9 protein-coding genes are annotated in these 12,394 nt (G+C 39.9%); 8 read left to right on the plus strand and 1 reads right to left on the minus strand.

The window, feature by feature from the left end:
- Positions 1-194: 194 nt before the first annotated feature.
- Together ACNKW3_RS09030 and ACNKW3_RS09035 are read left to right on the plus strand one after the other, a co-directional pair.
- Positions 195-3,689, plus strand: coding sequence for a HEAT repeat domain-containing protein (locus tag ACNKW3_RS09030; RefSeq protein WP_427398968.1), 3,495 nt, complete (start codon positions 195-197; stop codon positions 3,687-3,689).
- Positions 3,690-3,707: 18 nt separating this feature from the next.
- Positions 3,708-5,774 (plus strand): multiheme c-type cytochrome, encoded by a 2,067-nt coding sequence (locus tag ACNKW3_RS09035; RefSeq protein WP_427398969.1) that lies wholly within the window; start codon positions 3,708-3,710, stop codon positions 5,772-5,774.
- A gap of 7 nt (positions 5,775-5,781) precedes the next feature.
- Here the strand turns inward: ACNKW3_RS09035 and ACNKW3_RS09040 are convergent, their stop codons facing one another.
- Entirely contained in the window at positions 5,782-7,566 is a 1,785-nt protein-coding gene (locus ACNKW3_RS09040; protein ID WP_427398970.1) for a cation:proton antiporter, read from the minus strand.
- A 209-nt stretch (positions 7,567-7,775) separates the two neighbouring features.
- Between ACNKW3_RS09040 and rimK the strand changes: the two genes are divergently transcribed.
- From rimK to ACNKW3_RS09070, 6 genes are all read left to right on the plus strand, one after another.
- Positions 7,776-8,681, plus strand: a complete 906-nt coding sequence (gene rimK, locus ACNKW3_RS09045; protein WP_427398971.1) for a 30S ribosomal protein S6--L-glutamate ligase — start codon at positions 7,776-7,778, stop codon at positions 8,679-8,681.
- A 3-nt stretch (positions 8,682-8,684) separates the two neighbouring features.
- Positions 8,685-9,737 (plus strand): succinylglutamate desuccinylase/aspartoacylase family protein, encoded by a 1,053-nt coding sequence (locus ACNKW3_RS09050; RefSeq protein ID WP_427398972.1) that lies wholly within the window; start codon positions 8,685-8,687, stop codon positions 9,735-9,737.
- An 18-nt stretch (positions 9,738-9,755) separates the two neighbouring features.
- Positions 9,756-10,196 carry an ATP-dependent zinc protease family protein gene (locus ACNKW3_RS09055; RefSeq protein WP_427398973.1) on the plus strand — a complete coding sequence of 147 codons (441 nt, stop codon included), beginning with the start codon at positions 9,756-9,758 and terminating at the stop codon, positions 10,194-10,196.
- A gap of 116 nt (positions 10,197-10,312) precedes the next feature.
- Positions 10,313-11,437 carry an L-lactate dehydrogenase gene (locus ACNKW3_RS09060; protein ID WP_427398974.1) on the plus strand — a complete coding sequence of 375 codons (1,125 nt, stop codon included), beginning with the start codon at positions 10,313-10,315 and terminating at the stop codon, positions 11,435-11,437.
- Between the two features lie 108 nt (positions 11,438-11,545).
- Positions 11,546-12,043, plus strand: a complete 498-nt coding sequence (locus ACNKW3_RS09065; RefSeq protein ID WP_427398975.1) for a substrate-binding periplasmic protein — start codon at positions 11,546-11,548, stop codon at positions 12,041-12,043.
- A 33-nt stretch (positions 12,044-12,076) separates the two neighbouring features.
- The gene (locus ACNKW3_RS09070) at positions 12,077-12,358 is read left to right on the plus strand and encodes a hypothetical protein (RefSeq protein WP_427398976.1); all 282 of its coding nucleotides are present in this window, start codon (positions 12,077-12,079) and stop codon (positions 12,356-12,358) included.
- The last annotated feature ends 36 nt before the right edge of the window (positions 12,359-12,394 follow it).

The raw sequence follows: 12,394 nt of genomic DNA on the forward strand, positions 1-12,394 counted from the left end.
TAAAAAAAGCTGACAATACGGATTTTCTTCGAAAAAGGATCAATAATCGTAAAAACAATAGCTTAGCAATAATGTGAAAAAAATGTAAACGATATCAATTAGACTTAAATATGATAATTTTATTGACAGTTGTCAAGTTTGTATAAATTTGTCATTCTCTGTTCCCTTGTGGATACAGATTAATGCGACATGGAATGAACAGCTTATCTTTTCACTTAAAAGCTTTAATATGGTGCATGGCAACGCCGTTCATGTTGCAAGTGCATACTAGCTATGCTCAAGTAGTTTCTCCAGAATTTGTACCGCCAAATTTACACCAATCGAAGATTGAAAACCTTACCTTAGAATCTATTAGTGCCAGATATGGTATTTTTGCTAGGCATAAGTATTCATCGAGTAAAATTAGTTCGATCAAAGAAACTATAAGTGCGAGCGCTTGTGTACTTGATGTCAACAACGATGGGTTTCAAGATCTCTTAACCCTAAGCGGTGGCGGATTCCAAAGGGAATTCGGTCGTCCAGCATGGTGGGCAAAACCTAGCACTTATACATTGCATCTTAATGTGCAAGGCCGATACTTTAAATCAGTAGCCATTGAAAACACGAGTTTGGCCAATCAAGAAGGTATTAACTGTCATGCGGCTGATCTAAATGATGATGGTTTTCAGGATATAGTCATTACCCACCTTTCTGGTCACCAAATCCTTTTAAATAACACAATCCTTGATACACAAAGCAACTCGCCTTTTGTTGATGACCAGTTTATTGCTACAGGAGAAAAAAGTTTTCCCATTCACGCCTTAGTCGCCGATTTTAATGATGACGGTTTTCTTGATATCTACAGTAGTCATTTTATTAATTACACAAAGGGCCAAAAGACAGAACAATCTGAACAAGGTTTTTCTATTCAAAATCAAGTCAATTTTAAAGCGGCTTTATTTGATTCCCAACCCAATAAAATGTTCTTCCAAGACCCTAAGCAACCTTTGAATTTCCAACTTGCAGATGATCCCGTGTTTACCAGTGGTGTTGGACGTAGTTTATCCAGCTATTTCGTCGATCTAAATTTTGATGGCAAGCGAGATATCATTGTAACCAATGCCTTCGATTCTAGGAGTAGGGTTTTTTTAGCGGCAAGAAATAGCTACTCAGAAGCCTTAGGTGATTATCGTTTATTTTTTGCTGATAACACACCTTTGATGATTTTTTCTAAACCCTATGTTTCAGATAAAAGGGCTAATATGCAGGCTTATTTAGGTAGAAAATCCGGAACTGCTAGCCAACTCAATTTTTTTAATACTGAAACTAAGCTATGGGAGACTGTCGCCAGTGAAGTAACGGATAGACGACTATCAATTCAAACCAATGAATGGGGAGGTGCAGCTGCAGATTTGGATGGAAATGGACTCTCGGACTACTTCATTGGCGCTGGGGGAATAATGCCAATGTCAGATAGTGGTCATTTTGTTATTGGGCAAGCGAATCGAATTTTACTGCAAACTGAATTAAATGTATTCGTTGAAAAATCTACAGAACAGTCAGCCTTTCTCCCTCAATCTTCTAGAGGAGCAGGATTTATTGATGTTGATAATGATGGGAGTTTAGAGCTAATAACAGCGAATAATAACGGCCCATTTTTACTGCAAAAAACCAGTTTTCCAGCCCCTGAGTTTTGGATTGGATTGCAGTTGCCTCGATCTGCTAAATTCGACCAAGCATTAGTAACTTTGGTCGCTGGAGAAAATCAGCTTAAGCAACAAAATGGCTTCGCAAAAAATGGCTTTTTGCAAAGTGATGGTCGATTATTATTTGTGTTGCCAAAAACTAGCGCTTGGATCTTACAAATTACATTGTCTAGTGGTGAATCTTTGGATTTTACCCTCACAGATCTTAATCAGTATTACTTGGTTACCCAAGAAGGTAATTTAGAGCAGATAGCAAAAACTCAACCTATGTCGGTCAATTATGGACCTCTAAAGGATTTACAAGAGATTCAAGGTTTACCTCAAGATAAACAACTGGCTTGGTTAGATATGCAAAACCCCAGTGCAGAAGTTTTTATACCTCTGCTTGATCAAGTGTGGAAATTTTTAAGTCCTGAAACTAAAACAGCGTTGTTTGATCGATATACCATAAATCCTTATTGGCTAAATCTGTACATAATAGAAAAGAGCTTACAGTATGACAGTGACATCTTGTCACAAAGCTTGATCCAATATTTGCAATCTATTGAACCTGAATATGCAGAACGTTGGGTTCTTCCATTTATTGAGGGTTTACAGGGAGAAGCTTTGTGCAGGAGCATGGACGCCTTCAAAGCTATTTTTCATGAAGAAGAAGCTATGGTTTTGAGTAAGCAGCTGTTAGTGGCACCTTTGATAAAACAATTCAGAAGAGCGAATAATGCGGACAAACTTTGTATTCTTAACGCATTAGGTGAAGCGGAAAATCGGCGTATAACAGTTCAACTTTTAAGTAGTTTAGCCCAGGAAAGTTCGAAGGAAGTAAAGGCTGCGATTATAAATACCCTTGGAAATATTAGAGATTCCAGAGCTAAACCAATCTTAGATGATATTCTTGAAACATCCATGGAATCGGCGTTAATTGCGGAAAGTTTGATTGCACTTAAACGAATGCAATCTTTGGATTTAGCATCAGCTTTGCAATCTATTACTATTCGTTTAGACAAAAAGAAGAGGATTTCTGTGGTCAGCTACATAGTGACCAAAAACGATTACGCGGTATTTCTTGCCGAAGATCGCCGTCAATTAAGAGAGTTTTTTAATCAGGCAACGCCATTTGAGCTGGAGGGGACTAGCGTAGTTGAATTGTTAATGGCGAACTTAGTTCAAACAGCTAATTCAGATTTGATATCAAATTATTTATCCAGTGAAGACACAAAGGTAAGAGTACTGGCTGCCTATATGTTGCAAAGCCAACTAAAAAATGGAAAAAATTCTTCTAGATACAGCCAAATAATAGCGCAAGAACTTACTCCCGAATCCTTGTCATTGATTGACAAAACAGGTTTAAAAAGCGGCTTTAATTTAACACCTCCTCAAGTAAACTTATTGCTTAACCGCTGGCTCGACAACTATGATGACTCTCAATTCGCTAGTTTATTCAAGCGTCTGACTCATCTAGAAATTTCGACATTTTTATTGGCTAATTCAGAGCAAGGCATAAAAATATTGAAAAGCCTTAATGGTGGTCAATTGCATTGGCCAAGCATAGTCAATGGACTGGATAAAATGCAGTCAGAACAAAAACAAGCATTATTGAGCCTATGGTATCAAGACTGTCCAAGTCTTTGTCAGTCAGCTTCGGACTCCACTACTTCTATCTCGCAAAAAATACGTTTAATATTGAACCAGCTATATTCTTCCGTGGATGAGCCCAATGAAAGCCAGATTCTATTGCTTGAGAGGGCTGCAGAAAACGATTGGCAGGTGGTGATAGGAATTCTTGATCAGAAGTTATCTAAATTAACAGAAGGCCAAGTTTTACGTGTGATAAGGAAGCTTCCTTGGTCTCAGTTGAATGATCATAAACCGTTTTTAGAAAAAATTAGAGCGATCATTCGAACTGTAAATGGCAGAGCTAGCAATTATGAAAGTGCGACATTTGACCAAAAGTGGTTTATGTTTGAACAGCAATTGTGGGCCGAATACATAAGCGCAGAGGAATGAGTTTTATGGACAACAATCATGTTTGCCGTTAAAAACCTTTTACAATCCGAACAAAGATTGTCGAAGTGGATGAATGCCACCATGTTGGCCTCATTCATTACGGGGTTAGTTGCTTGGATTATAGATCTGCATAATGTTTATACCCAAATAAACTCTCTTGTCCATATTCTGATTGGCACCTTCTTTTTTGTACTAGCAACGCCCTACTTTTATGTCCATTTTAGACGCACTTTAGCCTTTCGGCGAGCTGGGCTTATTTTCAGTGGATTATGCTTGTTGGCTCTATGGTTGGTCTTAATTTATACCGGTTTTTACATCGCTATTTTTGGACTCAGCGAATCTACTGGATACGTTTTACAGGTTCACTTGGTCAGTGTCTTAAGTTTTGTTGCAGTACTTATTCTGCATATTTTGGTACATGTGGTCTTTTTTCCTAAAAATCGCCAAAAAAGTACTTCAGGACAATTTCCTAGTTACACCAAGGGGAGTAAGTCTCTGTTATTGAAAGTAAATATTGCCGTTCAAGCTAGCATGTTGCTGGTGGTTTTGGGATTCGCAATAGCAACACCTGAAAAAACACCCACACAAGCAATTATCCAACCTTATCAGTATAATTATGGCGAGCATAAATTTCGCCCCGCACAAACTGAAACCCATGATGATCAGTTTGTTCGTTATGAAGATATTGCCAAGTCGCAAAAATGTGTGAACTGCCATACCGAATTAGGTGAACAGTGGATGTCATCTATCCATAGGATGGCGGCAGCCGATCCCGCTTATGTGACTAACATAGATTTATTGACCAAAAATAAAGGTATGTCAGCAGCGCGTTATTGTGAAGGTTGTCATGCTCCAATTGCATTGCTTACTGGCCAGTTGACCGAAGGTGGGTTCCATGGCGGTACTATCAATACTCAGGCCCATGCCGAAGGTATTTCCTGCATGAGTTGTCACGGTATTCAATCTTTGAGTCACGAGAAAGGCAATGGTAGCTATGTATTTGCCCCTAGTACTGATTATCTGTTTGCTGAAACATCAAATGCAATGTTGGAATGGATAAATGAACGTTTAATTAAAGTAAATCCAGCCCAACATCGTAAAGAAATGGCAAATCCATTGATACAAGATCCAAAAATGTGTGCATCCTGCCACTCACAGTTTATGGATAAGGAAATGAATAGTTGGGGTTGGCTTAAAATGCAGGATGAATATTCTGCCTGGGTAGATAGTCCTTATGCTCAACATCATGATAGAGAATTCGCAAATGCTGATTATACTCGATGTCAGGATTGTCATATGCCCCTTGTTGATGCCAAAGATCCTTCCGCCAATACAGATGGCAAAGCCAGAAGTCACAGATTTATTGGCGCCAATACCTTTGTGCCTGTTATGCGAAACGATAAAACCCAGTTTGAACTAACCAAGAAATTTTTACAGACTAATAAAATTCGATTGGATATTGACGAACCAAATCGACAAGATGCTTATCATTCAGAATTTCACTTGGATGAGTCCTTAAGAGATTTAACCGAAGCACCATTTTTCTTTTACTTAGGAGAAACGGCTAAGCTAGATGTGGTAGTAACAAATGTTGGGGTCGGTCACGATTTTCCTGGTGGGACAATTGATATCAACCAAGTCTGGTTAGAGTTTAAAGTAGTGGATGCTCACGGAGAGGTGGTATATCACAGTGGTGATATCGATGAGCAAGGTTTTGTGGATCAAGATGCTTATTTTTACCGCTCAAAACCAGTCGACAGGTTTGGCAATCATGTGTGGAAACATGATTTGTTTAATATGGTGGGGCGCTCATTCAAACGCACTATTCCAGCCGGTAAGTCAGATATTGTTAATTATAGTTTTGATGTCCCAATGTGGGTAGAACCACCGCTCACAGCAACTGTTAGGTTGCGATATCGCAAACTAAATAATCAGTATGCGACTTGGGCCCTCAAAGAACAGTATTTTGCATTACCAATAGTGGATATGGCTTGGGAATCTTTAGATATTCCAATTGAGTTAGTGCCCAAAGTAATAGATCACAATGCTTCTAACAAAGGAGATACTGGAAACGTATCCCCTTAGAAGCGTCTTATAGCGGTAAAATCAAACTGACAATGGACTTGATCTGTAAATCGTCAAGTTCGCTTTCGTCTCGCACCGGTATAATTTTGTTTTTATCCGTCCTTACTATCAATGGAATATATTTTCCAGCATTGGTGTTTTGATAATCTTTAAAACTATATTCTTCGGTGAGTTTAGTACTCTTGATCTCTGCTCCTTCACGCATTAAAGAGGCTAACTCCGAATATGTATGACCACTGAATAACCCTAGACTCTGGCGATATTTTTGATTCGGCTGGTGGGCTTGCATGCCACTATTTTCACCATATGACAGACCGGTGACTTTATTGTTTCCTAGTTCATGTTGAAAATGATGAGTGACCAAAGAATTAGCATATCGATAGGGAGACACTATCAATACCTGACCAATACCGGTTAAATCCATGGTGCGCTGAGCATGTTCAGAACTTGGATTACCATAATAGGTGTTGATACCGTCCATGCGCGCGATAGAAATAGATTCCCAGTTAGTATCAGCGACCAAAACCTTTACTTCCGATTTTGTCAGTTCCTTGGCCAGAGCTCTAGCAAACTCATTCGCACCAAAGAGTAAGAAACCTTTAGCAGTAGGGGCTTGAACACCTAACCAGGCAGCAATAGGTTTCGCGCTAATACTTTGCAATAACACGGTCGAGATAATAATGAAAAAAACCAAGGATACGATTAACTCAGCATTTTCATAACCTTGTTGCTGTAATTTTAATGCAAATAATGCGCTTACAGCCGCTGCTACAATTCCCCTTGGCGCTATCCAATTGATCAGTACTTTTTCTTTCCAGTGAATATCGGTTCCTTGAGTAGCTATCATCACCGCTAGTGGACGAGCCACTAGAAACATGATTGCTAAAATGATGCCCGCGCCAGTTGCCAAGTCAGCAACTTGAGATAAATCGACTCTGGCCGCAAGTATAATGAATAAGCCAGAAATCAATAATACACTCAATGTTTCTTTAAATTCTAAGATACCTTCAACGTCTACATTTTTACTATTGGCTAACCAAATCCCCATGATAGTCACAGTGATTAAGCCTGATTCGTGGGCCACAATATTTGATAACTGAAAAGCACCTAAAACCGTTGAAAAGACTAGGGTATTCACTAAGTACTCGGGTACTAAATGACGTTTCAACACCCATCCGAGGATAAAGCCACAAAGGACACCAACAACGGAACCCGCGACTACAGTTTTACCAAAGGTAAACAGGGTAAATAAAAACGCATTTTGAGAAGCCAAGATAAATTCAAATACCAGTACTGCTAGTATCGCACCTATAGGATCGATAATGATGCCTTCCCATCGCAGTACTTGTGAAATGTTGTGGCTGGGTCGCACTGATCGTAACAACGGCATTATCACCGTTGGCCCAGTGACTGTTACTATGGCACTAAAAAGAAAGGCCATCTGCCAAGATAAATCTAAAATATAATGAGCGGCAGGGGCTACCACTATCCAGGAGATAAAAACGCCTATAGTACATAAGCTTGTTACCACCTTGCCATGAGCTCCAAGCTCTTTAAAATTAAGTGTTAATGCGCCTTCAAACAAAATAATGGCAACTGCCAAGGACACAAAAGGAAACAATAAATCGCCAAACAAGGCATCACTGTCGAGTATACCTGTCACCGGGCCCACCAGAATCCCAATTAATAACAAGGGTAGAATTGCAGGAAGACGAACTTTAGTCGCGATGAGCTGGCAGGTAATGGATAAAACACCGATCATTACCAATTGAAACGAGGGATCTTGTAGCATCAGCTTCCTTATTATTTATTCTGCCTATCGCAACTTTGTTTATATGGCGCGATTGGAGGGAGTGATCACTTTTATTCTGTACAAGCAAACTCACTCTACCCTAATTTGCTGGATTTGATAAAAAATTTTTACCTGTTAGGCTAAATTTTAATGACGGAAGCAAAATTTCGTGAAACTATCTATGCCAACTCAATAAAAAGGTCACTATTGTGAAAATCGGAATCCTTTCTCGAAACAAAAATCTGTATTCAACCAAACGCTTAGTCGAGGCGGGTGAAGCCAGAGGTCACGAAGTAGATGTGATAGATACCCTACATTGCTACATGGATATTACCAGCTCGCGACCAGCGGTAAGGTTTAAAGGTGTTCAACTGCCAGAATATGATGCCATTATTCCTCGTATTGGCGCTAGCATAACTTTTTATGGCACGGCAGTTGTTCGTCAATTTGAAATGATGGGTTCATTCAGTGTGAATGAATCTGTCGCTATTAGTCGTTCCAGAGATAAATTACGCTCGATGCAACTATTATCAAGAAAAGGTATTGGCTTGCCGAGAACTGGATTTGCCCACAGCCCTGACAATGTTAAAGATCTTATTAAAAATGTCGGCGGAGCCCCGGTTGTCATCAAACTACTTGAAGGTACTCAAGGTATCGGTGTAGTGCTAGCTGAAACAAACAAAGCGGCAGAAAGTATCATTGAAGCCTTCATGGGAATCAAAGCTAACATTTTAGTACAAGAATTTATAAAAGAAGCTGGTGGTTCAGATATACGTTGTTTTGTTATCGGTGGTAAGGTGGTTGCCGCGATGAAACGACAAGGCGCAGAAGGTGAATTCCGTAGTAATTTGCACCGCGGTGGTACAGCTGTGTTAACTAAAATTTCCGCCAAAGAAAGAGCCACAGCCATTGCTGCAGCTAAAGCTATGGGGTTAAACGTGTGCGGAGTTGATTTACTTAGAGCAAGCAGTGGACCTGTAGTTATGGAAGTGAATTCTTCCCCAGGACTAGAAGGGATAGAAGCTGCGACTTCGAAAGACGTTGCTTCTATGATCTATCAATTTATTGAAAAAAATGCCAAACCTTATCGTACCAAAACAAAAGGAAGAGGATAACGGGTGAGTAAACATTCGGAAGTATTAAAGATCGGGCAACACAAGATTTTGCCAGGTCAGCGTGTAAAGCTGCAATTACCGGTTGCGAAGCTTTATACAAATACAGAAATGTCTATTCCTGTAGAAGTGATTCGCGCCAAGAAACCTGGCCCTGTGGTATTTTTAAGTGCGGCTATTCATGGCGATGAGCTAAATGGTATAGAGACAATTCGTCGATTGTTAGCGATGAAAACTTATCGCTTGGCAGCGGGGACTATTATTGCTGTGCCCATAGTAAACGTGTACGGCATGTTAAACCAAAGCAGATATATGCCCGATAGACGCGATCTTAATCGTTGTTTTCCAGGCTCTCCGAAAGGCTCGTTGGCAGGAAGATTAGCGCACTTATTTTTAAATGAAATCGTCAAAAAATGCGATTATGGCATCGATTTTCATACGGGCGCTATTCACCGTAGTAATTTGCCCCAAATTCGCGCAAATTTAAGTGATGAAGAAACCAATGAATTAGCTAAGTCCTTTGGTGTTCCAGTATTGTTAAATGCAGATTTACGTGACGGTTCTTTGCGCGAAAGTGCTTTAGAGATGGGAGTTAAAATTCTACTCTATGAAGCAGGACAGGCACTGCGCTTTGACGAATTATCGATTCGCTTAGGCATTCGGGGAATTTTAAATGTATTGAGTCATCTGGAAATGGTGAAATTACGTAAGAAGCGCCGAACACACCCCAAAACTGAACCCTTTACAGCTAATAAGTCAACATGGATTAGAGCGACTTGCAGTGGAACAGTAAGAGACATGAAACATCTAGGGGATCACGTTAAAAAAGGGCAGGTACTTGCTGAAATTTGCAGTCCAACGGGTGATTTTGTTGAAAAACTCAAAGTGCCCTTTGGTGGTGTTATTATTGGTAAGCAAAATATTCCTTTGGTGCAAGAAGGTGATGCAATGTATCACATCGCTATGTTTGAAGAGCCTGGTGAAGTTGCTGAACACATAGAGTTAATGCAAGACAAAATTAATCTAGATGCAGAAGTGGATGAAATCAAAACGATTTGATTGAGTTTGGAGAATTAAATGTCAGAAAAAAATCTAGCTTTGGATGATGCATTGATCATAGGTGCAATCGAAACTATCGATTTGCCCGATTTAGGGTTAGCGGCTATTACTACGCGTATTGACACTGGCGCTCAGACCTCGGCCTTACATGTGGATCACATCCAATTAAAAGATCGTGGCGGCATTATCGAATTTGAATTTCATCCAGATTTCCACGAAGTAAAGAAAACCATTAAATGCAGCGCTCAGCTTCACGACACCCGTTGGGTGAAAAGCTCTAATGGGGAAAGAGAACGACGGTACGTGATCAAAACTACCGCCACTCTAGGAGTAAAAACTTGGGAGATTGAGCTAACATTAACCAATCGCTCGGGGATGAATCATCTAATGTTGCTTGGTAGAGAGGCTATGCAAGACGGCTTTTTAGTGCATCCTGGCGAGAGCTTCTTAGCATCATAGACCTACTAGTTTTATCTTATTGTTATTTAATTTTACTGGTTAAACCAAGTTGTTAATTAAATTAAATACTATAGGGATTTGGTTGTTTATTTATAATTTAATTAAAAGGTTATTATATGCCTAACTTAGAAGCCCTGGCTTCCTTCGAAGATTTTAGAGCAGCGGCAAAACGTGCGCTTCCCAGAATATTATTTGATTACATAGACGGTGGTTCATACTCTGAGACCACTTTGAAGCGCAACGTGAATGCGTTTCAAGATTTGACTCTTGATCAGCGAGTCATGTTGGACATGTCGAACATTTCTAGCGAGATTGAATTATTTGGCGAAAAACTTGCCGCCCCTATCATTTTAGCCCCCGTTGGTTTTTCTGGTATGTATGCGAAACGTGGCGAAGTGCAAGCAGCAAAAGCAGCCTATTCTCATAACCTTCCATTTTGTTTATCAACTGTTGGCATTTGCTCAATTGATGAAGTGACTCAAGATGCTGGGAAAGCACCTTGGTTTCAGCTGTATATGATTAAAGACAGAGCTTGCATAGCAGATTTGCTAGCAAAAGCGCAGGACAATGGTAGCAAAGTGTTAGTGCTAACGGCTGATTTGCAAACGCCTGGTGCCCGCTATCGAGATGTACGTTCGGGCATGATGCGTAAACTAAGTGTAGTTGAGTATATGAAACGCGGCTTAGAAGGCGTGATGAAAGCGCATTGGAGCTATAACGTCATGCTCAAGGGACGTCCACATACGTTTGGCAATTTACAGGGCGTATTACCAGAAAATGCCAGTTTTGATGAAGCTTGGAAATGGATAAGCCAGAATTTTGATCCTTCGGTAAATTGGGATGATTTGGCCTTCATTCGAGAACATTGGAAGGGGCCTATTGTGTTAAAGGGTATTATGACTGCCGAAGATGCAAAATTAGCAGTAGAGCATGAGTTAGATGGCATAGTGGTTTCAAATCATGGGGGACGGCAGTTAGATGGTGCGCCAACAAGTGTTAGCGTGTTACCTGAAATTGTAGAAGTAGTAGATAAAAAACTAAAGGTGTTATTAGACTCTGGCGTTCGCACAGGATTGGACGTACTTAAAGCTCGCCAATTAGGCGCGGACGCGTGTTTAATAGGAAGACCCTGGGCGTTTGCATTAGCAGCTGGTGGTCAACAAGGCGTAGATAGATTGCTGACATTGATGAAAGCAGAATTGAGAACGGCACAAGTACTTAGTGGGATTTCAAGTTGTTAGCTTGATCTGGAGCATATTATTCTAGTTGATATATTGTGCAAGATAAGCAGATAAATTGTACAATAGTATAAATTTTCGATTAATCATTTATTTGGGGTCAACTTCTGAATGAAAATACGCTGGATCCTCGGATGTTTTTGCGCAGTAGTCTCAGTATTAACAAGTGCTAGTGACAAGGCTAAGCAAGAAGTTGTGATGTATACTGAATCTCAGTATCGTCCGTACAGCTATATTGAAGATGGTCAGTTAAAAGGCATTTATATTGACCTCATTGCGCGAATGAACCAAGAATTGCCAGAGTATAAAATCACAACCTACGCAATGCCATGGTTCGAAGCCCTCAACAACGTTAAGAAAGCCAAAGGCGATGCAATCTTAGGGACATATTTTTTAGGCAAATCCCGACCCCAGATTTATCCCTATAGCATGCCAATTTATAAAGAAGAAATCATTCTGGTTTGCAGTGACAAAACCATCCCTAAAGGTGATTATAATTTTCCCCAAGATTTTCAAGGCAAAGTCATTGCTAACGTAAAAGGTTACGAAGCTTGGCGTCGTGATGCGGTTAAAAATATCAGCTATGAATCCTACTTCCGCTTTTTCTAAGTGCCCAGTACTGATATAGCCTTAGCTATGGTAGTGAAGGATAATATTGATTGTGCCTTGTTTGAGAGTCTGGCTTTTCAAAGTTCTTTTCAACATTTAAAGCAAGTGGGAAAATACGTGCTTGATGCTGATTTAACCCCTGTAGTAGTGCATACCATGAGTGTTGAAGATGTATATGTTGGTTTTTCATGGCGCGCCTTTCATGATCCAGAAAAAGTTTATCTAAATGATTTTAAACGTAAGTTTGACAACCTTTTACATGACCTTCAAAAAAGTGGTGAATTGCAAAAGATAGTAAATCAGTATGTCGAGTAAAACCTATTGAAATACGCCGCCGCTTCTAAAAAAATT

The organism is Glaciecola sp. 1036, from assembly GCF_050306235.1.
Taxonomy (GTDB): domain Bacteria; phylum Pseudomonadota; class Gammaproteobacteria; order Enterobacterales; family Alteromonadaceae; genus Glaciecola.

Excerpts from the sequence above, each read along its gene's own strand:
- ACNKW3_RS09030 (WP_427398968.1), top strand. The coding sequence starts at position 195 with ATGAACAGCTTATCTTTTCACTTAAAAGCTTTAATATGGTGCATGGCA.
- ACNKW3_RS09035 (WP_427398969.1), top strand. The coding sequence starts at position 3,708 with ATGTTTGCCGTTAAAAACCTTTTACAATCCGAACAAAGATTGTCGAAG.
- ACNKW3_RS09040 (WP_427398970.1), bottom strand. The coding sequence starts at position 7,566 with ATGCTACAAGATCCCTCGTTTCAATTGGTAATGATCGGTGTTTTATCC.
- ACNKW3_RS09055 (WP_427398973.1), top strand. The coding sequence starts at position 9,756 with ATGTCAGAAAAAAATCTAGCTTTGGATGATGCATTGATCATAGGTGCA.
- ACNKW3_RS09060 (WP_427398974.1), top strand. The coding sequence starts at position 10,313 with ATGCCTAACTTAGAAGCCCTGGCTTCCTTCGAAGATTTTAGAGCAGCG.
- ACNKW3_RS09065 (WP_427398975.1), top strand. The coding sequence starts at position 11,546 with ATGAAAATACGCTGGATCCTCGGATGTTTTTGCGCAGTAGTCTCAGTA.